19 protein-coding genes are annotated in these 22,713 nt (G+C 36.6%); 3 read left to right on the forward strand and 16 right to left on the reverse strand.

Going from position 1 to position 22,713, the window contains the following annotated elements; genetic code table 11:
- Positions 1–287: 287 nt before the first annotated feature.
- The 5 genes from ytpR to ACQKN4_RS07985 form a co-directional block, all read right to left on the reverse strand.
- Positions 288–902: a YtpR family tRNA-binding protein gene (ytpR, locus tag ACQKN4_RS07965; RefSeq protein ID WP_427483215.1), complete on the reverse strand. Its 615-nt coding sequence runs from the start codon at positions 900–902 to the stop codon at positions 288–290.
- On the reverse strand, positions 899–1,723 hold the full coding sequence (locus tag ACQKN4_RS07970; RefSeq protein ID WP_427483217.1) for a DUF1444 domain-containing protein: 825 nt from the start codon (positions 1,721–1,723) through the stop codon (positions 899–901). The genes ytpR and ACQKN4_RS07970 overlap by 4 nt, the downstream gene beginning before the upstream one ends.
- Positions 1,724–1,895: 172 nt before the next feature.
- Entirely contained in the window at positions 1,896–2,414 is a 519-nt protein-coding gene (locus ACQKN4_RS07975; RefSeq protein WP_427483219.1) for a hypothetical protein, read from the reverse strand.
- Positions 2,415–2,508: 94 nt separating this feature from the next.
- Entirely contained in the window at positions 2,509–3,030 is a 522-nt protein-coding gene (locus tag ACQKN4_RS07980; RefSeq protein ID WP_079561647.1) for a DUF84 family protein, read from the reverse strand.
- Positions 3,031–3,108: 78 nt separating this feature from the next.
- Positions 3,109–4,185, reverse strand: coding sequence for a M42 family metallopeptidase (locus tag ACQKN4_RS07985; protein ID WP_079561648.1), 1,077 nt, complete (start codon positions 4,183–4,185; stop codon positions 3,109–3,111).
- Between the two features lie 338 nt (positions 4,186–4,523).
- On the opposite strand from ACQKN4_RS07985, the gene ACQKN4_RS07990 reads away from it, so the two are divergent.
- Positions 4,524–4,838 carry a peptidase M4 gene (locus ACQKN4_RS07990; RefSeq protein WP_053485038.1) on the forward strand — a complete coding sequence of 105 codons (315 nt, stop codon included), beginning with the start codon at positions 4,524–4,526 and terminating at the stop codon, positions 4,836–4,838.
- Between the two features lie 500 nt (positions 4,839–5,338).
- Here the strand turns inward: ACQKN4_RS07990 and ACQKN4_RS07995 are convergent, their stop codons facing one another.
- From ACQKN4_RS07995 to pepV, 7 genes are all read right to left on the reverse strand, one after another.
- The gene (locus tag ACQKN4_RS07995; protein ID WP_079561649.1) at positions 5,339–6,565 is read right to left on the reverse strand and encodes an ATP-grasp domain-containing protein; all 1,227 of its coding nucleotides are present in this window, start codon (positions 6,563–6,565) and stop codon (positions 5,339–5,341) included.
- A 552-nt stretch (positions 6,566–7,117) separates the two neighbouring features.
- Positions 7,118–7,981: a YtnP family quorum-quenching lactonase gene (locus ACQKN4_RS08000; RefSeq protein WP_079561650.1), complete on the reverse strand. Its 864-nt coding sequence runs from the start codon at positions 7,979–7,981 to the stop codon at positions 7,118–7,120.
- Between the two features lie 11 nt (positions 7,982–7,992).
- Positions 7,993–8,640 carry a tRNA (guanosine(46)-N7)-methyltransferase TrmB gene (gene trmB, locus ACQKN4_RS08005; protein WP_427483222.1) on the reverse strand — a complete coding sequence of 216 codons (648 nt, stop codon included), beginning with the start codon at positions 8,638–8,640 and terminating at the stop codon, positions 7,993–7,995.
- Positions 8,641–8,952: 312 nt separating this feature from the next.
- Positions 8,953–9,885: a diacylglycerol/lipid kinase family protein gene (locus tag ACQKN4_RS08010; RefSeq protein WP_427483223.1), complete on the reverse strand. Its 933-nt coding sequence runs from the start codon at positions 9,883–9,885 to the stop codon at positions 8,953–8,955.
- A 3-nt stretch (positions 9,886–9,888) separates the two neighbouring features.
- Positions 9,889–10,893, reverse strand: a complete 1,005-nt coding sequence (locus ACQKN4_RS08015; protein ID WP_079561653.1) for a nuclease-related domain-containing protein — start codon at positions 10,891–10,893, stop codon at positions 9,889–9,891.
- Positions 10,894–11,222: 329 nt separating this feature from the next.
- Positions 11,223–12,068 carry a D-amino-acid transaminase gene (gene dat, locus ACQKN4_RS08020; protein WP_427483226.1) on the reverse strand — a complete coding sequence of 282 codons (846 nt, stop codon included), beginning with the start codon at positions 12,066–12,068 and terminating at the stop codon, positions 11,223–11,225.
- A gap of 27 nt (positions 12,069–12,095) precedes the next feature.
- Positions 12,096–13,502 carry a dipeptidase PepV gene (gene pepV / locus ACQKN4_RS08025; RefSeq protein ID WP_427483228.1) on the reverse strand — a complete coding sequence of 469 codons (1,407 nt, stop codon included), beginning with the start codon at positions 13,500–13,502 and terminating at the stop codon, positions 12,096–12,098.
- Between the two features lie 355 nt (positions 13,503–13,857).
- Here pepV and ACQKN4_RS08030 point away from each other — a divergent pair, with 355 nt between their 5' ends.
- A complete protein-coding gene (locus tag ACQKN4_RS08030) occupies positions 13,858–14,079 on the forward strand; it encodes a DeoR family transcriptional regulator (protein WP_049667439.1) in 222 nt (73 codons plus the stop codon).
- A 550-nt stretch (positions 14,080–14,629) separates the two neighbouring features.
- Positions 14,630–15,805: an MDR family MFS transporter gene (locus ACQKN4_RS08035; RefSeq protein ID WP_427483230.1), complete on the forward strand. Its 1,176-nt coding sequence runs from the start codon at positions 14,630–14,632 to the stop codon at positions 15,803–15,805.
- A 200-nt stretch (positions 15,806–16,005) separates the two neighbouring features.
- On the opposite strand, the gene ACQKN4_RS08040 is transcribed toward ACQKN4_RS08035, so the two are convergent.
- The 4 genes from ACQKN4_RS08040 to asnB form a co-directional block, all read right to left on the reverse strand.
- The gene (locus ACQKN4_RS08040) at positions 16,006–17,523 is read right to left on the reverse strand and encodes a GGDEF domain-containing protein (protein ID WP_205756639.1); all 1,518 of its coding nucleotides are present in this window, start codon (positions 17,521–17,523) and stop codon (positions 16,006–16,008) included.
- Positions 17,524–17,694: 171 nt separating this feature from the next.
- Positions 17,695–18,408 carry a pseudouridine synthase gene (locus ACQKN4_RS08045; protein ID WP_427483233.1) on the reverse strand — a complete coding sequence of 238 codons (714 nt, stop codon included), beginning with the start codon at positions 18,406–18,408 and terminating at the stop codon, positions 17,695–17,697.
- Between the two features lie 9 nt (positions 18,409–18,417).
- Positions 18,418–20,031, reverse strand: coding sequence for a putative polysaccharide biosynthesis protein (locus ACQKN4_RS08050; RefSeq protein ID WP_079561659.1), 1,614 nt, complete (start codon positions 20,029–20,031; stop codon positions 18,418–18,420).
- A gap of 436 nt (positions 20,032–20,467) precedes the next feature.
- Entirely contained in the window at positions 20,468–22,315 is a 1,848-nt protein-coding gene (asnB, locus tag ACQKN4_RS08055; RefSeq protein WP_079561660.1) for an asparagine synthase (glutamine-hydrolyzing), read from the reverse strand.
- Positions 22,316–22,713: the final 398 nt, after the last annotated feature.

Consider the following 22,713-nt stretch of genomic DNA (forward strand, 5'->3'; position numbering starts at 1 on the left):
AAAAGTAGCCTAAATCTGCTTTCATCTACCACCTATAGAGATAGGAGACTTCTGTACCTGTCGCTACAGAAAACATTTTGCTGAAAGAAGTTAAATGTCTATAACAAAAAGCATACCATAAAAATGTAATAGAAACTTGTATTTAGAGGCTCATTCTAGACAAAAAAATCGTTATGTTACTAGCATATTAGTAGCATAACGATTTTAAGTACATATAATCAATTTGATATTGGTGTAAATTGGGTTATCGCTTACTTTCGCAAAGCTAAACCGTGTTTCCCAAGACTTTATTTAGTTGGCGCTTCGAACGCACTACCAGTTATCGCATCTTCTGGCAATACTAAAATCCCTTTTTCAGAAGGTGCATTTGGTATTGCTAATTCGCGTGCTGAACATAGCATACCGTATGATTCAACACCTCGTAAATTACCTTCTTTTATAAGCATTCCAGAAGGCATAACTGCACCGATTTTCGCTACGACAACCTTTTGGCCCGCCTCTACATTTGGTGCGCCACATACGATTTGTAATGTTTCGTCACCTACGTTTACAGCACAAATGCTTAGTTTATCAGCATTCGGATGCTTGTCCTTTGTTTCTACATAGCCCACAACAAATTTTGGAGAAAAATCTACATCTAAGCTGAGTTCAGCTCCGTTTTTTGTGATAGCTGCCTCTAGCTGTGCAGCTAATTCTGGAGTAACTTCAACTAAACCTTGTGCTTCAGTTTGTATATAGTTACTAGCATTAAATAAATTAAATGCTTTAATTTCTCCTGTTTGTGCTTCCTTTAAAATAGCGATATCACCCGCACGCTCTACCACTGTTTTAACGATTGATTCTGTCGCTAATTGTACTAGCAATACATCGCCTACATGCTCTTTGTTGTAAAATACATTCATTGTTTTTCTTGCTCCTTTTTAATTCTGTTTTTTGCTAATATAAAGATTGGTTCAAGTTCCCCATCTTCATAAATAAAAGATAATGACGTAATCGGTACAGTACCGACAGCAAAGAAATGCATTGTCATCTGTGCTAATACATCATACCCTGTTTCATTACGAATATCACCTACTATTAATACATCCTGATGTGGCACAGATAGCGTCATGTCACCCTCAATTTTAGTCTGCATTTCATTCAAAAAGCTTTCATTTAAAATGCGACTTGCATCATAGCCATCATTAGCATTAACAAAATAAAAAACATTCCCTGCAACTTCATCTTTCTTATAAACTGTTGGTAGTTGCTTTACAGAGAATCGTGCCATTTCACGAATTTGCTCTACTGTTAATTGTAGTACCTCTAACATGGATTCATCAATAAAACGATAAGTTTTTCCTAAATCAAGTGCATAAAAAATACGTGTTTCAGCTGTATGTTCAGTTTTGATGAATGCATGCCCCTCCTTTGAAGCTTGAGGGTAGGATGTCGCACGAATAACTGGATAAATTTTTGTAGTCGTTTGGAATCCTTGTTCCATCTCTTGCTCCATCGCATTAAAGGTTTGCTCGATTGTATAAACGACTTCATCGATTGCAGCCTCTTGCTTGTCATTATATTTGGCTAAAATGCCTGGCAGGGAAAGCTCCATCCCTTTACCGATTTTTTTATGGTTTAGACGTAATTTATCGTGCTTTTTGTCAAATTCAAAATCAAACTTTTCCTCATTCAATTGTTGTTTTAATAGGGACACAAGTTGTTCTGATTTAATTTGTTTCACCTAGCTCACATCCTTTCTTCAAAATCAATTTAGGTTCAGCACTGTTGCGCAGATAATGTCACTGGATGTGACGTTTATAAACTGAGTTCCTTTATTATTGTAGCTTAAAATATACCAAATGAAGAGAAAACGGCTCACATGTTTGTGAACCGCTCTGTTCAAAACTATCCAATTATTTAATCTTAACCGAATGAACGATTTTCGTCATCTCGTGTAGATTATCTTTAATATGTTTCGCGTGAGAAATGGTCGTCATTTTTACACCACCATTACTAACAATAAGCTCAAATTCGTTCTCATTATCAGTTTTTAAAACAGCAGCAAAGCCGAAAATACCATTCTTTTCATAAGTATTTTCTTCGATTATGTTTTTTGAACTATCAGCTTTTAATAGATTGTAATATAGTTTACTATCTGCATCTTCACGATCATTAATGAAAAGAATATAACTCTCTTTTCCTTTCGTTACTAATATATTATATGCATCTGAACTGTCGTCAACTTTAAAGTTTGAAGGTAAGTATAATTCTACATCCCCAATACGATCTGTTTGCTCCTCTGGTTGTTCTGCAAAAACGGTCTTCGTATTTTGAAGTCCATCTTGAATTTGTTCATCAACCGATTGATTACAACCAGTAAGCCCCAAAAGTAAAAGTAGTAAGCCAACAACTCTCACCGATGTAAAAGACATGTTCTTCTTCCTTTCATTGCTAACCTTTTTCTATTTTAAAAAAGCTTTATCAATTATGCAACTTCACTATTCCATTTTTACTAATTAACAAACACTACTCATGCGCTAATGAGAATAAATATTGACCAACAAGAAGTGAAACTATATGTTCGAACATCATCTGACGACTTACTAATCCTTGTGTAAAAATACCTACAGCTCCCGCACCTTGCCGGATATCCCTACGTTGTGTATATTGCTCCATTACAGGTCCAAGTTCCTTCCCTGCTCTTATTTCCTGGGCAATTTCTTCTGGTAATATAATTTGTGCACCCGAAGCTGTATAAGTTGTGCCATTTGATACTGTAAGAGCTCCCCAGTTGCAAACATACATCACACCATCAATTTCAGTCACTCCACCCTCTAATCCAAACGATAGTTGGGCACCCGTCTCATCAATTGCGTTTTTCGAACGGTTTATTGCGCCTATGCGTGTTTCTTCATGAGTCATCGGTTGATCAGACACTTGTGATGCAGCCTTAACGCAGGTGAAAATTGGTTTATCAAAATACTTTCTAGCTATAACTTCAACAGCCTCTGTTTTTGCTTTGTTTGTTGTACCAATAGCTATGTTCATTTTCTAATCCCTCTTTCTTTGCATAGAAAAAGATGCCCCTAAAGGCATCTTTTAACTTATTTCAACGGATGTCTTATTTTACACATTAGCGCGAATCGTTGCTAATGTCGAACGATCTGCATTTTTCACTAGTTCTACAATTAAAGCTTTGGCAGCTGCATAGTCATCAATATGAATAATCGACGCAGACGTATGAATATAGCGTGAGCAAATTCCAATTACTGCACTAGGAACACCGTCATTCGCTGTGTGCACACGTCCTGCATCCGTACCCCCTTGTGATACAAAATATTGATAAGGAATATGATTCGTTTCAGCAGTATCTAAGATGAACTCACGCATGCCTTTATGAGTAACCATCGTACGGTCAAGAATACGTAATAATGTCCCTTTTCCAAGCTGACCAAATTGATTTTTTTCACCTGACATATCATTTGCAGGTGAAGCATCTAGAGCAAAAAACAAATCTGGTTTAATCATATTTGCAGACACTTGCGCACCGCGCAAACCAACTTCTTCCATAACATTCGCACCTGAATATAAATGTGAAGCTAGCTTTTCATCCTTAACTTCTTTCATCAATTCAATTGCCAGTCCACAGCCATAGCGGTTATCCCAAGCTTTGGCCATAATTTTTTTCGGATTAGCCATCGGTGTAAATGGGCAGACAGGGATAATTGATTGACCTGGACGAACGCCAAGTGCAATAGCATCTTCTTTATTGTCTGCACCAACATCTATAAGCATATTTTTAATATCCATCGGTTTAGAACGTTCAGTATCTGTTAATAAATGTGGTGGTATTGATGAAATCACACCTGGAATCGCGCCATTTTTAGTAAATACCTCAACGCGTTGCGCTAGCATTACCTGGTTCCACCAACCACCTAATGTTTGAAAGCGGATCATCCCGTTATCGGTAATAGAAGTAACCATGAATGCCACTTCATCCATATGACCAGCAACCAACACTTTTGGTGCGTCAGCAATTTCACTATGCTTTACACCGAAAATACCCCCTAAATTATCTTGAACGATCTCATCCGAGTACTTTTCCAACTCAGAACGCATGAATGCACGTACCGCATGTTCATTACCCGGCGCACCTGGTAATTCTGTTAATGTTTTAAATAATTGTAATGTTTCTTCATTCATGTTGACTCTCTCCCCACGAAGTAGAATATTCTTCCTTGTCCATTGTAACATATGTATCTATATTCAACGGAAGACTCCCATTTTCCAATGAGTAGCGAAAAAGTGCGCATGTAGTTTTTCTTCATAGTGTATCCCAAATTCGCTGAAGTATTTATTTGTAGCGACAGCAACAATTATTTTCTGTGCGAAAGCGAAGCGACAGCAACAATTATGCCAAGGTGAAATTGAATGTCAAATTCCAAATATGATACATTTCATAAAAAAGTGCTAACGTGTGAACGTGCATTCACTCTGTATGCTATGTTAAAATGAACCTATAGAAAAAGGAGGAAAAGAGCATGAAATTACGTGATTTTTTAATTGGTGTTGCTACTGGCCTTGCTGCCGCAGTCATTGTTAAAGAAGCAAGTGAAAAGGTTTCTCCGTATGTACCTGCAGGACAAGTACTCGAAAACATAAAAAAGGAATTTAAAAAAGATTCACCGATTGACGGTTCTTGGATTTTTATGAAAACAGACAATTTCTCAAACGGCATTATGACAATTCCTGTATACCGTGGAGGTATCTCTCGTTTACACGAGGGTGAAATGCAAACATTTGAATTTGCTGCTGACGCTCGCTCAGGTGTTGTAGTAGAGCTACAAGAAGTATAATCTTACACAGTATTACTCGAACAAATATTATAGAATCCTAAAAAGAAGCCATCTCAGTTTTTGAGAGGGCTTCTTTCATGTTGTTGAAAAACTATTATATCAATCAAATTAAGGTCATATTAAAGTGTGGCCCTTCTGCAATACGAGGGGTTGATTTTCGTTCTGGCTGAGCGCTTTCCTTGGGGCGTCCGATGAGCCGCTTCGCTTCGCTGCAAGGTCTCGAAGTTTTTTGCGCGAAAGCGTAGTGCTAACGTAGCGGCAGTAGCACGATGTTGGTCACGAAGGCCTTGTCACAGGACATGACGCATTTAGCCTTCGTTCCTTTAGCGGAGGAAGCGGCTCGACACTCGCCCACAGGAAGCTTTGCTCTGTGCGAAAGCGTAGCGACAACAACAACAAAGCGAGTAGCCTGGAACGGAAATCCCCCTCATTTATTAAGGAATTTAGTTTTCCGACTCTACGAAAAAGCCATCTCATTTAATTGAGATGGCTTCTTTGTTTTATTCAGTCAAACCTTTATTGTTAAAGTACTTTTTATACTTTCGGTAATAATTTAAATTATTTAACGTTAGCTTCACCCAACGTTTCGCATTCATATCTTGATTATAGTAAAGGGAGTTTGTATATTTCCCTTCACGAATTAATTTTTTAGCTTCTAGTTTAAGCTTTTCATTAGATGCATATTTAAATAATACACCTTTAGGAATAATCATCCATAAATGCTTATCCTGAACATAAGTTACTTCCTGCTCAATATTTAACATATGGTCATCAGCTACATATTTCATTAAATTATGACCACTTGCTGTAACATAGTAGCTTGAGCGACCATTACGCAAATTGATTTCAAACAGCTTATACTGTTTGTCGCGCATATCGTATTTCATATCGAAGTTAGCAAAGCCAGTATAACCGATATCCTCTAAGAAGAATCGTACTTGATCCATTAATTCTTTATCGTATGTTGTAACGATTGCTGCATAACTACCAATTCCTTCAGGTGAATGCTCTTCTAAGATTGGATTTCCTAGACACATTAGCTTCACTTTGCCGTCTTTCCCTACATATGCATTTAATACACGCATATAAGAATCGTCACCTGGGATGAATTCTTGAATAATCATTGTATCCTGATAAGTTGAGCTATAGATTGCTTTTAAGATAGCTGTTTTTTCAGCTTCATCATGTGCAACAAACACTTTTTTCTTACCTGGGAATGAACATGCCCAGTAATCCACCGAGTTCGATGCCTTTAAAATAATTGGATATTCAAAAGGTGGTGTAAAGTTTTCGTAATTGTCAGCTGTCACAGTCGTCGTACCTGGATACTTAAAATCGTACTTATCACACATTTTATAGAAATTTTCTTTTAATAAAATTTCATCCATTAATGATTCGTCAATATATGGTACTGTAAAATGCTCCTGCAATGCTGGCTTATTTTTGATAATAAGCTTTGCATAATCATCTCCACATGCTAACAACAATAGTTTTTTATCAGAATATTTTTTTGCGACCTTTGCAAGTGCAGGTGCAAATACATCCTGTTCATTTAAGCGATCAATTTCTTGGAAATTTATGATATGGCTGTCTTGCGTTGCCGTTAAATGTGAACGTCCTAATACAAGTGGTTTAATTCCATATGCCTCATAAAATGCACGTGCCATACCATATGCATTCATATCTGATCCTAGTAATACTGGTAAAAATGGTTGCTCCGTTGCCATGTATTTTCAACTCTCTTTTGTGTTTTAGTATAGTTTTTAGTGTATCATATTTTCCAAAATGTTCACGAAAAAAGTGTCAAAAAGATGGAGTATAGACAATTAGGCTCATCACCATAACGTAAAGTTGATTTCCGTTCCGACAGTTTAACTTCAATAATTTATATGCATGGCATACGTTTGCATATAAAACAAATGCTGAAGTTCAGTTTTATCACTATAAATTAGAGTGGCATAACAGAGAGACATACTATGTGAAGCGTTTGATCTTCGTTACGACTGGGCGACTCCTTAGGGATTAGCGATATAGAGGAACGCGAGTGAAGCGGCTCATCGGACGCCCCCAGGAAGCTTTGCTCTGTGCGAAAGCGTAGCGACAGCAACAACAAATGTTTTCTGTAGCGAAAGCGAAGCGGCAGCTACAAAGCGCCCAGTCGGAACGGAAATCAAACCTAATTTTGCAAATGAGCAATACTTTATTTAATTCCTTAATTTTATTGATACTTTCAACGCAATAAAAAACGTGCGAACACAAAAGGTTCACACGTTTTTTATTTAGAATGTAATAACAGCTTGTCTGCTACGTTCTAATTTATCTACAACTTCTTTACCTGTTTCATCCCATTTAATCATGCGGTAATACGCGTCATGGTAGAAGATAAAGCCGTAGCCATTCGCCAACGCTTCTTTCATTATACGTTCCTTCGCAAAGACACTCGCCATTGGATAATCATCATACGCTAAAACCCATAATGGATTTTGATGTGCATGTGTTGGCATAATATCTGCCATATGCAATAATACTTCGCCATTTTGAGTCAATTTTATAATGGCATGTCCATCACTATGTCCACCCGTATGAATCATTTCAATACCCGGAGCTACCTCTAACGTACCTTCATACGTTTCGATTAAGTGCTGGACTGGCTCCCAGTTTTCTTTCCAATACGTATTTTTCGAGCGGATATTTGGCTCACGCATTTCATCCCACTCAATTTTCGTTACAAAAATTTTTGCATTCGGGAATGTTGGCACAAGTACATCATCTTCCCATTGCGTTAAACCTCCAGCATGGTCAAAATGTAAATGCGTCATTAATACTACATCAATATCAGCAGTTGTTAATCTTAGCTCCTGTAAGCTAGCCGCTAATGTTGACTCCTCAGTTACCCCAAAGTTACGTAGCTGCTTTTCATTTAATTTGTTAAAACCAACGCCTGTATCAACAATATAATTTTTGCCTTCATATTGAATTAATATTGGCTCAGTTGGTAACTCGATTTGATTTTTTTCGTTGACTGGATATTTGCGTGCCCAAAGTGGCTTTGGCACAACTCCAAACATAGCACCGCCATCAAGGCAAGTGACACCCCCGTTTAGCCATGATAATGACATATTGTGAAACTTTAACTGATCCATCCATTCTCCCCCTAGTTAGTTAAGAATTGCGATTCTAGACGATAAATTGGTTGTCCTTTAGCAGAGAATTTCTCCTCATATTCAGTCATAACATTACCCTCGGGCATATTCGCATGTAGGTCGAGTGATACATACTTTAGTAACATACCATATTCAGATATACTCATTAATGAATACTCAAACAAACCACGGTTGTCCGTTTTAAAATGGATTTCCCCATTATCCACCAAAATCGACTCATATAATTTCAAAAAACCCTCGTGCGTTAAACGTCGCTTAGCATGGCGCGTTTTTGGCCAAGGATCTGAGAAATTCAGATACACACGATCCACATCATTTTTTTCAAAATATTTATTTAAATCTGCGCCATTTACTTTTAATAGTCGTAAATTCGCTGGAGATTTAGCCTCTAAAATTTTTTCCAATGCACAAACAATTACACTATCATAAAGCTCAATGCCAATATAATTTATATCTGGATTTTGTAAGGCCATACCTGTGACAAATTGCCCTTTCCCAGTACCTACTTCAATATGTAGTGGATTGTCATTTCCGAAAACAGCCTGCCAATTTCCTTTAAAGTCTTCAGGATTTGGAACAATCACCTCTGGATGATCCGTAATCATTTCCTCCGCCCAAGGCTTATTTCTTAATCTCAATTTTCTTCCTCATTTCTTTTTCATGAAATTATTAATTTTTTATAGTATAACGTATTACTATAAAATTCGCATGAAATTATTGCGAAATGGTATTTTTCAGTCTCATCACTATAACGTGGGGTTGATTTCCGTTCCGACTGGGCGCTTTGTTGTTGGTCACGAAGGCGTTATCACAGGACGTGATGCTTTTAGCCTTCGTTCCTCTATATCGCTGATCCCCAAGGAGTCGCCCAGTCGTAACGAAGATCAACTTTTATGCATAGCATAGTTTAACAATTGTCATCCCCAACTTTTAGTTAGAGACCGATTATATCAATGTTTCTCCGATAGTACCTGCCAAGCATCGCGTTGCACTGTACTATGAATCCTCGTTCCCTCTCTTATTTCTCCAATATAGTTACCATCAGTATGACAATCAACATCATTTCCGTGCACGAAAATATTAAATTGATGGCCTTGCAAAAAAGTAATCTCTTTAAATTTTGTATGTTTTTCAAAAAACACTGTGACAAATACTAGTAACAATTTAAGTCGGGAAATACCGTGAACGATTGTTATTTCGAAATGACCATCATCAGGTTTAGAAGTAGGTGAAATTTTCATTCCTCCTCCGAAATAAGGTTGATTGCACATCGTAACAAACCATGCCTGTTGAAAGTGCCATTCTTGATTGTCCGCTTGTATCTTTACATCAAAGCGTCTAAAACTAAAAAGTCCCCTTACAACAGCCACAGCATAGGATAGCTTACCGAGCCCTATTTTATTGAGGTAAAGCTTCAAACGGGATGTATTAATACGTTTAGTGACAAATGCGTCAAAGCCCACACCCGCATTATTGACAAATATCTCGTGCTGATGATCTCCAAGCTGAATGGCACCAACATCCATTGGGAGGTGAACCATTTCATTTTGTATATAGCTTTCAATTTGATAGGCATCTTGAAATGTAGAAAAGTATCGTGCAAAATCATTACCAGAACCAGCACGAACTACACCAATAACTATTAATTTATTATGTACAACGCCACTAATAACCTCATGTATTGTGCCGTCACCGCCAACAATAACAATTAATTTTTTTGTTTGAGCATCTTGCGCCCAATTTTTTGCAAGCTCCTGCCCATGTCCCTCATATTCTGTAAAGGCGACGTCATAGTTAATTGTTAAATGCTGTTGAAGACGATGCCAAACTTTTTTACCTTTCCCGTGCCCTGCTGCTTCATTCACAATAAATAATACTTGCATTAACTAATCCCCAGCTGGTTGAGAAGATTGCTGCCAAATATCTCGATTAAAGGAAGTTGTTTGTACATTGCTTAAAATCGTTTGAGAAGCACGAATTTGCATATGCTTCATAGGAGAGGAAACTTTCCTTAAATGCTCCATCCATTCTCCATAATTTCGACGATCAACAAATTGAATTCCGTAAGGCGAGCCTGGATAATCGAAATAGCCATTCTGTGATAAAATAACCTTGCGAATCGGCATATTGATATTATCCTGCTTAAATAATTGAGTTAATACGGACTCCATACGATTTAAACTTATCATTGGATTAAGTACTTTTGAATCCTTCGTCCCTACTTTCTTTATCCAGAATCGCTCACTGCCTCCTACATAAACTGCTTGATTTTCAGCTTCTAGTACTGTTATACAAATACATTCTGTCGGTGACATTAGCACGACATCAAGCTCTATAGGTGCTTTTCTAATTTGTAAAATAGGATAATAAAAAAGCAAATAGTTATCAGGTAATTTTTGTAACAAATTTCGCAACAAGGGATCACGCATAAAACGAGGATCCACATACGACTTTTCACGTAGTGTTGAACTTGCCCATTTCATTTGGAAATGGAAAAATTGATCGATAAACATTCGTTTTAATTCATGAATAGATTGTGGTGCGTAAACAATTTTTGGTTCAAATGTTAAAGTCGTTTCTTCTTCTGGTATGCTATCTTCATCACTCACTAGTTCATTCGTTATTTCGACCTCTTCAATATCCTCAATTTCTTCCCTCTGACGACCAGCAAAAATTTTTTTGAATAAAGAGAATCTTTCTTTTTCCTCAAAAGAATCATTTTCTGAATCGCCGTCGTTATGTTGCCACTCGCTAATTTCTTCTCCTAACTCCCACTGTCGCTTAACACGCTCCCACTGACTTTGCTTTAAGCGTACAAATTGTGTTGGATATCTTGCTAAATCAATTTGATAGCGTGAAATATAATCTTGTAATTTCACCAATTGTGCCATGTGTTTTGGTCACTCCAATCCTACTCGCCCTATATCTAATTTGCTAATTTCTCCACTCTTGCTTAGAAAGCAAATCAATTGCAATAACAATTTCGCCTTGACGTAATTGCGTTGTCGCAAACATTGCTAAATGAAGAGAAATAGACAATTGCATACATTACATCGACATTTGCTCATTGAAATTAAATCCCGATGGCAATCATTCTACAACTGTAGTCATCGTTTTTATTTTACATGACGTTCCAGGAGAAAACATCCATAATTTGTTCTATAGAAAAAGAGAGCTACCTAAAGTTTAGGGTAGCTCTCTTACAAGATTCACTTATCCATTAAATAGAAAGTGGTAATTTCGCCTCGAATGCTTGTTGTAATTTACGAGTCCATTCACCTGGAACTCCAGCACCAATTTTGTTACCATCAACATCGATAACAGGTGTTACTTCAGAAGATACAGATGACACAATAATCTCACTCATTGTTAATAAATCAGCCTTTGTCATTGGTTCTTCAATAACAGGTAAATTAATTTCCTCAGCACATTTTAAAATAACTTGGCGTGTAATACCGTTTAAAATGAAGTTATTTGCAGGGTGTGTATATAGCTTACCGTCTTTAATGCCGTAAACATTTGCTGATGAACATTCTGTTACGATGTCACCGCGATGTAAAATAGCTTCATAGCAACCTTTTTCAGATGCTTCCTGTTTTGCCATTACAGCACCTAATAAGTTTAATGATTTAATATCACAACGTAACCAGCGAATATCCTCTACAAAGGTAGCTTTAACACCTTTTTCAAAGTTTTCATATGAACGCTCTCCTGTTTTAACATTCCCTGTTAATACAGCTGGAACACTTGCATCTGGGAAAATATGATTGCGAGAAGTTGTACCACGTGTGATTTGGAAGTAAACATGGCCTGTTTCTAAATTATTTTTTTCAATAAGTTCATGTAATAATTTGTGTAATACGTCTTTAGTATAAGGAATGACAAGACGAATTTTCTCGGCACTCGCATAGAAACGATCAATGTGTTCTTGTGCTGTGAACATATTTCCGTTATATACTTTTATTACTTCATAAATGCCGTCACCAAATTGGTAACCTCTGTCTTCTGGAGATACTGTAATAGATCCTTCTTCAACGATTTGATCATTCCATAATGAATATGCCATGTTTCGTTCATCCTTTTCATATCTAATTTATTTATTTCCTGCAAGTTCAACAATTGCTTCAGCATAAATAGCTGTTGCTTTTATAAGATTTTCAATGACGACAAACTCATCCGCACGATGCGCTACGTCAGGTTCACCTGGGAATAACATGCCAAATGCTACCCCTTTTTTCATGACACGCGCATACGTCCCACCACCAGTAGACAGTAAAGGCGTTTCATAATCTCCTGTTTGACGTCTATAGATATTTGCTAAAGTTTGGATAAATGCATCATCCTCGCTTACATAATGAGGTTTAGAGTCATCTTGAATATCCAATGAAAATCCTTTTGCCACAGCTAAACGTTGTGCTTCCGTGATTTTTTCATCAAACGGATATGTGACAGAATAGCGCATGCTAATGACCAAGCTACCACCTTTAGCTACATCGTAAGTTACAATTCCTGGATTTAATGTAGTTTTACCAGACATTTCATCCTCGAATTGTAAATCAAGCTTGTTGCCATAATGGTCTTGATAAAAAACATCTGCGGTAAAGTCGACAAATTGCTTACTTGCCTCTGTCGTCAACTCTTGTTGTAAAAATGCTGTAAGATAAACAGCTGCATTGACACCTTTTTCCGGCTCCATTGCGTGGGCTGCTTTACCTTTGATAGTTATTATATAGTGAGAACCCTCAATTAATAAAGAGCCTTCTAGCTGATTTTTGCTTAAAAATGTGTGAAAATTCTGTTCGAATTGCTCGGAAACAAATTGAACTGTTGCTTTTGCAAAATCTGGTACCATATTTGGTCGCTTTCCAGCATTAAATAGTAATAGCTGTTCTTTCGAAGCATCGCCTGTTCTATTTTGAGAGAACACTAGCTCTGCAATGCCTTTTTCAGCATTGATGAGCGGGAAATCCGCATCTGGTGCAAAGCCAATCGTCGGCATTTCCTCATGTTTAAAATAGTGGTCGACACAGCGGAAGCCAGTTTCTTCATCCGTACCGATTATCATACGAACTCTTTTATTAAGCTCAATACCTGCATCCTTGACAAGTTTCATGGCCATCCATGCAGCAATTGTTGGGCCTTTATCATCTATTGCACCACGAGCAAATAGCTTTCCATCTGCTACAGTGCCGCTAAAAGGTGGATATGTCCAATCTGTTTCATCACCAACTGGTACCACGTCAACATGACATAAAATACCTAATAAATCCTCACCTTCGCCCAACTGTATATGACCAGCATAATTATCAATATTTTTAGTTAGTAATCCTTCAGCTTCGCCCTTTGTTAATAACCATTCAAGAGCCTTTAATGGACCAACACCAAAAGGTACTTCAGTAGTGATCGTATTCTCGTCGAGAACACTATTAATTTGCACAAGCTCCTGTAAATCTTGTATCAATTCATCTTGTCTTTCCTTTGCAGCTTGTAACCAATCCATATGATGTACCTCCTCTAAAGTAATAACATTATTCTACTCTTTACAACATAATTTACAATCATCTTTCTGGCAAGTTTTCAAAAACTTACTTCAATCACTACCACATATAGCACGTTTTTCAGGTATTCCCACAAAATACAGTGAAAATTTTATGTCTGATTTGTAAATTCCTCTTGCATTCACTAGAAAACTGACTTGTTTTTCTATATAATGAACTTATCAGAACTATTTTTCTGAATATAAAATTAGAAAAGGGGATGTCTAAGGCAGCTACTTATTAGCCTAAGTGCACTCCGCACATATTGTCGTCCGCTAGTCTTTGCCAAGAAAATTAAGATGAAGGAGTGGTTCATTTATGAAACCAACTACTGATCGAATGCTTAATCGTATTAAAGATGTGTACATGTTTATTTTAGACAAAGGAACCGTGTCTACACAGGATTTAGTCGAAGAGTTTAGTATCACTCCTCGCACCGTTCAAAGAGATTTGAACGTGTTAGCCTTTAACGATTTGGTGATGAGTCCAAGTCGAGGCAAATGGACAACGACGAAGAAAAAAGTAAAATTGACGTCTTAGTTTTTACGTGTAACACGTAAAACATTTTGTATTGGAAAAGAATGACCTTTCGTCGTGGTCATTCTTTTTTTGTTTCCTACTTTTTTATTCCCCACAATTTATCAAGCTACCAAGTAAATACTCCAAAAAAATCGCGATTACTTTTAGTGAAATTTCCCTCTAACGATAAATATTCATTAGCTCATCATTAAAGTTGAGGATGACATCGGTTGGCTTGAGCGGCTCATCGGACGCCTTCAGGAAGCTATGCTCTGTGCGAAAACGTAGCGGCAGCAACAACAAATGTTTTCTGTAGCGAAAGCAAAGCGGCAGCTACAAATGTTTTAACTGTGCGAAAGCGTAGCGTCAGCAACAAAGCGCCTAGTCGGAAATCAACACACATTATGGTGATGAACCTTATTTATACAAAGCCCTATATCCGCTAAGAATTCATTTATTTTTACAACATTTGCTTCCTTGGCGGTATATTAAAATGTTTTTTCTGACTATTTACAATCGCTTAACAATCCGTTAAAATCGAAACATTCTACATTTTGGAAGGAGGATTTTTATGAAGCTTTCTAAACTGTTTCATCCTCTAGTTTGGATCATTTTAGGTGGAACTATTTTTACACGCATAGCAAGTTTTATGGCAATGCCCTTTTTAGCCATCTACTTACATAATGAAATTGAAGCATCCCCTTTACAAATAGGTTTGACGATTGGTATTGCACCGTTAATCTCCACTGTAGGAGGATTCTTTGGTGGTTATCTAACTGACCGGTTTGGCAGGAAAAGCATCATTTTACTTACTATTGTTGTTTGGAGCATTGTGTTCTTTGGCTTTGCTACAGCTCATACAGTTTGGTTCTTCGTAGCATTGAATGCCTTAAATGGCTTATGTCGCTCCTTCTTTGAACCCTCAACACAAGCATTAATGATTGATTTTACGCCTGTAGACAAACGAAAAAGATTGTTCTCGCTTCGTTATACAGCGATTAACATAGCAGCTGTCATCGGTCCTGTTATTGGTGTTTATATTTCTCAATTGTCTAGCCCAAGTATTCCATTTATGCTGACAGGAATTATGTATATTATTTATGCTGTATTTTTATTTTTAGTTTTAAATCACTATGAAATGCAGCAACCAAAAGCTCCAACACCTACAAAAATACTGCAAACCTTCACGATACTTTTGACGAATCGTGTACTACTAAGCTTTATTTTCGGGGCAATTTTAATAAATGTTGGATACTCTCAATTTGATTCAACACTGCCACAAATCATTGAACTTAAAATCGAAGAAGGTGCCAAGCTCTATTCTGTATTGATTTCACTAAATGCAGCGGTTGTATTATTATTTCAATTACCGATTAGTATACTTTCAGAACGTTTTTCATCTTCGGCTACTCTATTAGTAGGAATTCTGTTCTTCGCATTTGGCCTTTTATTATTCGGCTTCTCGAATAACTATCCACTATATATGATCGCTATGGTTATATTCACGATTGGTGAAATTTTTGCCTTTCCGACTATGAGCATCATGATTGATGAAATTGCCCCTGATACTCAAAAGGGAGTCTATTTAGGAGCAGCTCAATTTAAAAATTTAGGCGGCTTTATTGGACCAATTATTGGCGGGTGGCTTTTAACACATTACATGAATGCAATGTTTGCGGTTATTGCTGTTCTTGTTTTATGCAGTTGTATATTTTACAAATCAAAACATAAGCCACAACAGGGATAAATTAAATCAGCGAGTTCTTTCCTCGACTGATTATTAGTCTTCACCAATCGGGTTGTTAAGGAGTTAACATTCAGACAAAAAAATCGCTCCATGTCTATCAGCGAATCTCAAGCATTTGATATACTTGCTTGAACTTACTAATAGGATTGGAGCGAGCTAATGATTGGTTTTACAATTACATTCAAAATTTCAAAGTGGCTTTAACTTTCTTCCTCAACTGTAACTTCTTCATAAATGGTGTATTGGTCTTTACCGGCATTTTTCGATTGATATAATGCTTTATCTGCACGATCAAATAAGCTTCTTTCTGACTCATCTGGATGACTGCAAATGGCACCGCCCAAACTGACTGAAAGCACAGACCATTTATCAACAGAAATATTATCCGCAAACTTCAAGTGATGAATTTTCTCCAAAATAGAATGCGCTAATTTTTCCATATATTCATCTTCCGTATCATATAAAACAATTGCGAATTCATCTCCACCAAATCTAACGACAAAGCCATTTTTCCCCACTTCTTGTTTTAAAGTTCTGGCTGTTTCAATCAGAATCTTGTCACCTTCAACATGTCCAAATCGATCATTTACTTGTTTAAAATTATCTAAATCTAACAACAATAAACCTGGTTTATTCGTCTTCCTTTTTCTTAATAAATTATCCATTTTTCTAATATAGGTAGCACGATTATAAACATTTGTTAATGGATCATATGTTGCGAGATGAATCGTTTTGGAAAGAAGTTTATTAATGACTAATAGCATGATGAAAGAAGTTACTAAGGCAATAAACAGTAGGATTCGAAACTGCTTTGTATTTTTTGTAAGCGCTCTAATTTCTGTGAAATTACCGTATTTTACATATACAACTCTTTTCGAGGATTCTCCCCGAACCTTTTCTGCTTCTGCTTCATACGGTAAAAAACGATGCTTTTCGATATAACCATTTTCAAACTTCTTTTGATATTCCGTTGGCTTCATCGTTTCTTTGGCTAGCTTATAATGCTCTTGAAATCTTTTCGATTGATCATTTACAGTTTTACGAGATTTAGAATCAGAAAAGAAAACCCCTCCCGCAGTTATCGTTTGTACTTCTAATAAATCAGCATATTTATCAATTAAATAGTCAGCAGTCTTTTCGAAGTTAAAAGTTTGGAATACAGGATCTTTAAGTAAGTCTATACCGACCTCAAATAAATATTTCTTGTCTGGTGTTGCTAAATAACCAAATTTTCGATATCCCCCAGTAGTTGTTGAAACATCTATACCATCAACAAAGTATTCCCCGCTTATTCGACGTTCGTCTAGTAAAGCAGAAAAACGTGTGCAGCATTGAGAAAAATTAAAACCTTTATCTTTTTCAAAAGTTGTATAAATTACAGTATTTGATTGATCGAGAATGTACACATCCATTCCATGCTCGTTTTTTATTTTCTCCAAATCCCACTTTGCTATATGAGGGTTTCCTTCATAATATGTAATTAGTTTTCGTAGTAACGCTTCCATTTTCTCAGAGAGAGTTTTATCAAAATAGTAATGTGCATTATCTACCGTTTGCATATCTGTCAGAATATGATTTTCTATTAATGTTCTATTCATAACTTCTTGTTTTTCAATATCAGCTGTAAGTATTTGCCTGTTGAAATAAAAAATTACAGCAACAAGTATTAATGCAAAGGCAATTAGAGATATTAATAATTTAATTCTTAGGTTTCTCATTAACGTGTCCTCTACTTATTTTCAACATCATTTTTTCGAAACTTTTAGTGATTTTTAGTACCATAGACTAAATAGCTTTTCACATAGATTACATTAATTATACAGTTACTGGTATAAGTATGTATATAAAAAATACCCCGATACTAATCGTCGTTAGCATCGAGGTATTCTCTAATCCCTATTTTGTAAGCAACCTAGCTCTTCAGCCGTTAATTCTCTATATTCACCTAAATTCAAACTGTCGTCTAGCTTTAAGTTGCCCATTGATAGACGCTTTAAATAGGTTACACGTTTTCCAACAGCCTCAAACATACGCTTCACCTGATGAAACTTACCTTCTTGGATCGTTAACTCAATTTCAGATTGTTGAGCAGATTTTAATATGATGAGCTCTCCTGGTTTGGTTACATAACCATCATCTAGCTCAACACCTTGAGCAAATTTCTCACAATCTTCCTCAGTCACAATTCCTTCTATTTCTGCATAATAAACCTTCGGCACATGTTTTTTAGGAGACAATAAATTATGTGCTAAAGAACCATCATTTGTTATTAGCAATAATCCCTCTGTATCTTTATCAAGGCGACCAACAGGGAAAGGCTGGAAATGCTGATGTAAAGGTTCTAACAAATCGATGACGGTTTCATCTCTTAAATCCTCCGTTGCAGAAATAACGCCAGGAGGCTTATTCATCATAAAATATACAAATTCTGTATATTTCACACGCTCCCCAAATACAGAAACCTCCTGCTTTTCAGGATCAACATGTAATGCTGCATCCTTCGCATATGCGCCATCTACTGTCACTGCTTTCTGCTTTAAAAGCAATTTAACTTCCTTGCGTGACCCGTAACCCATATTAGAAAGTAATTTATCTAATCGCATTAGTACCTCCTATTTAAATCCCAGTTTGTTCGTTATTCTTGTCAATCGTTCACCGAGAAGCTTTTGTGCTAAGCCTAGGCGTAAAGACAAGAAGCCATATACTGCTATACCTACTCCAGCACAAATAATAGAATAAACTAATGCTGAGAATTTACCACTTACTGGTCCCATTAATAACTCTAAAAGCGTATGAACGATGAATACACTTACCGCCATTATCGCTGTCAAAAGAGAAATGAGCATGACACGACGAATAACCATTTCCGATCTGTAGTTCAATGTTTGTCGTAGCACAAGTATATTAATGATAATTGAAACACTATAGCCAATAGCTGTGGCAAGAAGTGCACCATCTGCCTCCATCAAACGAATTAACGGAATATTAATCGCTAGTTTGACTAAAATCCCCGATAATAAGCTGAGGACAATCCACTTCTGGAAATCAATACCCTGTAAAAGTGCTGCAGTCACTTGGAATAATGCAAATAAAATAGCAACAGGTGCATAATGGGCTAAAATCATAGCCCCCATCTCGCTTTCAGAATAGAGCATAAAATATATTTCATTCGATAACAACGAAATTCCAACTACTGCTGGTAATGTAATGAAAATTAATATTTGATATGTCTTATCCATTGCATTTCGTAACGATAAATATTCACCTTGCGTAAAATATTTTGTAATCGTCGGTACTAGCGCCATTGAAAAACCTGTAGCTAGCATTACTGGAATAATGACAACCTTATGTGTTGTAAAGTTAATCATTGATAAATACTTATCCGTTACTTCCGCTAAGCCTATAGATGCCATAGCTCCATTAAACGTAAGCATATCCACTAATTGGAATAACGGGTTAGCAACACCTACAAACACCATCGGAATCGAATACGTAATTACTTCTTTATATATGTTGGACATTGGTAGCTGTGTAGATGTAACACTTTGACTGCGCAATAAATCAAATTCAGGTTGATATTTTTTCCAATAATAATAGAGTACTAGCAACCCGCCAATTGCTCCAATAAAGGCAGCAAACACCGCAAAGGAAACAGCCGTTTCTGGTTTCCCATTAAAAACTACTACAACTAAGAATGAACCACCTAATAACACTACAATACGAACAATTTGCTCTACTAGCTGAGAAACTGCTGTAGGCTCCATTTTGTCATAGCCTTGGAAAAATCCACGCCAAAGGCTCATAAATGGCACAACAATTAACGCAAAGCTAACCCAGCGAATAACTGAGGCAATTTGTTCTACCGAAAATGCCTGTTCATCACTTTTAATAACAAGACCCGCTATTGGTGTAGCTAATAAAAAGAGAACAATAAACGCCGCTAACCCAGTACACATCATAATAAGTATGCCTGATTTCATAAGCTTGCGGCCTGATTGATAATCACCCATTGCATTGTATTTAGAAACAAACTTGGATACAGCAATTGGCGCACCCGAGATGGCTATTGCTAGCATAATCGAGTAGGGAATATATGCATATTGATAGAGGGCTACATTCTCCTCACCCACAATCGCATAAAAAGGAAAAATATAAATTAATCCGAGCACCTTCGATAAAAACATCCCCATCGTTAATATCGCAGTACCTTTCATTAAATTGGACATTGTAACCATCCATTCATTTTAAAGTCAATATTTTCATTATCTTAACACTTAGAAAAACTTATAAACTATTTGCCAATCAATTATGCCTAGGCAAAATTCCAACGCACTCAAGGTTTAAGCTACTTCTTGAGCAGATCTTTCTGCGACCAAAGCACTTGTTTCAAAACTTGTAAACGCCGCTATATAAAAGCTTACTATCGCTGTAAAAACTACAAAGCTACATTAACAAAATTCAGAAAACAACAACCCTAGAAAATTAAATAAGTAAACCATCTGTAATCTTAACATATTTACTAGGTAAACAGACGCATAAATACATTAAAAAGTTCTAGCAATCAAAAAAAAATAGCAGTTATGTCCTCCCAAAGGAAAGTAGAAGTTTCAAAATAATCGGTGGAGATTACGAAAACCCCCACCGATTAAAGCTACCTCTCTATTACATATCTACGAAAAATTGTTTATACCATACTAAGAACACATAGGCTGTCCAAATATAACGCCCACGATTTGCTTTTCCTTCATAGTGCTCATCTAGATAGCCTACTAATTGTTTTGTATCAAAGAATTCATTGGCAAAGTCAGTTGTAAACATTTCTTTTACCAGTTTATAATACTTTTCTTCACGTAACCAGTGACGGATTGGCACTGGGAAACCAAGCTTTGGACGTTTTGCCCATTCTTCAGGTAATTCCTGATGCGCAGCTTGACGAAGAACATATTTCGTATCAATATCATTTACTCGATATTTCGAAGGAATGTTTTTCGCTAATTCCATCACTTCTTTATCTAAAAATGGTACACGTAATTCAATTGAATGGGCCATACTCATTTTATCTGCTTTTAATAAAATATCGCCTGGCATCCAAAGATTTAAATCAAGATACTGCATTTTAGTAACATCATCATCGCCTGGAACTTCATCGTAAATACGTTTTGTAATCGATTTTACAGATGGACCATTTTTATAGTCTGGTTTCAAGACATTTAATGCATCTTCTTCATCCCATACTACCGCTTCCCCGATGAAGCGCTCTTCTACTGTTTGACCACCTTTAACAAGGAAGTGCGTATATTGATTTTTAGGTAACGCCTCTGCTATGCCACGTAACGCTTTACGGATACCAAATGGAACTTTTTCATATTTTTGCATTTTGCCAGAGTTTTGATACCATGAATAGCCACCAAAAATTTCATCCGCACCTTCACCTGAAAGTACTACTGTGACATCCTTCGATGCTAACTCAGAAAGGAAGTATAGCGGTACAGAAGATGGGTTCGATTGTGGCTCGTCCATATGCCACTGAATTTTCGGTAATGCTTCAAAACACTCATCTGCCGAAATATATTTACGCTCATTTTGAATATCTAATGTATCCGATAATTCTTTTGCTAAATTTGTTTCATTGAACATATCCTCGTAGTCAGAGAAACCAACAGAGAAGGATTTATCAGGGCGTAATAATGAAGTAATATAGCTTGAATCAATACCACCTGATAAGAAAGAACCGACCTTCACATCACTAATTTGATGCGCATCTACAGATTCTCGAACTGTCGTACGAATGTCTTCAACATACTTTTCGATTGGAGCTTCTTTCGCATGGAATTTTTTATCCCAATACTGAACAATTTTCTTTTGTCCATTTTTAATAAGAATATAGTGTGCCGGTTGTAATTTGTACACACCTTTAAAGAACGTTTCGTCCATTGAAGAATATTGGAACGTCAAATAAGGACGTAGTGCATCTTTATTTAACTCTTTAATAAATGATGGATGTGGTAAAAATGATTTAATTTCTGAACCGAAAATAAACGTACCATCTGTTGTGTTTTCTGTGTAATACAGTGGCTTAATACCAAAGCCATCACGAGCGATGAATTGTAAATCATTCTTTTTATCCCAAATACAGAATGCGAACATTCCGCGTAGCTTTTTGACAAATTCTACACCATATTCAACATAACCATAAATAATAACTTCACTGTCAGAGTGTGTTTTAAAGATATGACCTTTTTCAATCAAATCAGCACGTAGCTCTTGGAAGTTAAAAATCTCTCCATTAAATACGAGTACGATGTTACCATCCGCACTGTATAACGGCTGATTTGCCACGTCTGATAAGTCGATAATACTTAATCGACGGAATCCTAAAGTTACTTTATCGTCACTGTGAATCCCACCGCTGTCAGGTCCACGGTGAATAATTGTATTCATCATATTTTCGATCGTTTGATGATGATCGATCACATTTGTTCCATTAATATAGCCTATAAATCCGCACATTCTATTTTTCACCTCATAATTTAGTGCATAACCTTTACCATAATAGCATGAAAAGACATTCATTTCATACCGACAATACATATAAAGTAAAACTTTCATCAGTGAATTTATTCCACACCGATTATTGGTTCAACCAACGAGCACTTTATCTCATTTAAAAACACTTCAATTTCACATCTTCCATCCAAAATCCACACATGAAAGCTCCTCATTAAAACGCGGGTTTGATTTCCGTTCCGGCTGGGCGCTTTCCTGGGGGTGTCCGATGAGCCCCAAGGAGTCGCCCAGTCGTAACGAAGATCAACTAATATGGCATGGCATATGTTTTAACAAATGGCATCCCCCAACACTTGATGACGAGCTCTGCGTGAAAGTAGAAGATAAGAAATTATAAAATA

This window comes from Lysinibacillus sp. NPDC093692 (assembly GCF_050280125.1).
Classification (GTDB): domain Bacteria; phylum Bacillota; class Bacilli; order Bacillales_A; family Planococcaceae; genus Lysinibacillus.

Coding starts and splice junctions, on each gene's coding strand:
- ytpR (WP_427483215.1), bottom strand. CDS start 902: ATGAATGTATTTTACAACAAAGAGCATGTAGGCGATGTATTGCTAGTA.
- ACQKN4_RS07975 (WP_427483219.1), bottom strand. CDS start 2,414: ATGTCTTTTACATCGGTGAGAGTTGTTGGCTTACTACTTTTACTTTTG.
- ACQKN4_RS07980 (WP_079561647.1), bottom strand. CDS start 3,030: ATGAACATAGCTATTGGTACAACAAACAAAGCAAAAACAGAGGCTGTT.
- ACQKN4_RS07985 (WP_079561648.1), bottom strand. CDS start 4,185: ATGAATGAAGAAACATTACAATTATTTAAAACATTAACAGAATTACCA.
- ACQKN4_RS07990 (WP_053485038.1), top strand. CDS start 4,524: ATGAAATTACGTGATTTTTTAATTGGTGTTGCTACTGGCCTTGCTGCC.
- ACQKN4_RS07995 (WP_079561649.1), bottom strand. CDS start 6,565: ATGGCAACGGAGCAACCATTTTTACCAGTATTACTAGGATCAGATATG.
- ACQKN4_RS08000 (WP_079561650.1), bottom strand. CDS start 7,981: ATGGATCAGTTAAAGTTTCACAATATGTCATTATCATGGCTAAACGGG.
- ACQKN4_RS08010 (WP_427483223.1), bottom strand. CDS start 9,885: ATGCAAGTATTATTTATTGTGAATGAAGCAGCAGGGCACGGGAAAGGT.
- ACQKN4_RS08015 (WP_079561653.1), bottom strand. CDS start 10,893: ATGGCACAATTGGTGAAATTACAAGATTATATTTCACGCTATCAAATT.
- dat (WP_427483226.1), bottom strand. CDS start 12,068: ATGGCATATTCATTATGGAATGATCAAATCGTTGAAGAAGGATCTATT.
- pepV (WP_427483228.1), bottom strand. CDS start 13,502: ATGGATTGGTTACAAGCTGCAAAGGAAAGACAAGATGAATTGATACAA.
- ACQKN4_RS08030 (WP_049667439.1), top strand. CDS start 13,858: ATGAAACCAACTACTGATCGAATGCTTAATCGTATTAAAGATGTGTAC.
- ACQKN4_RS08035 (WP_427483230.1), top strand. CDS start 14,630: ATGAAGCTTTCTAAACTGTTTCATCCTCTAGTTTGGATCATTTTAGGT.
- ACQKN4_RS08040 (WP_205756639.1), bottom strand. CDS start 17,523: ATGAGAAACCTAAGAATTAAATTATTAATATCTCTAATTGCCTTTGCA.
- ACQKN4_RS08045 (WP_427483233.1), bottom strand. CDS start 18,408: ATGCGATTAGATAAATTACTTTCTAATATGGGTTACGGGTCACGCAAG.
- ACQKN4_RS08050 (WP_079561659.1), bottom strand. CDS start 20,031: ATGTCCAATTTAATGAAAGGTACTGCGATATTAACGATGGGGATGTTT.
- asnB (WP_079561660.1), bottom strand. CDS start 22,315: ATGTGCGGATTTATAGGCTATATTAATGGAACAAATGTGATCGATCAT.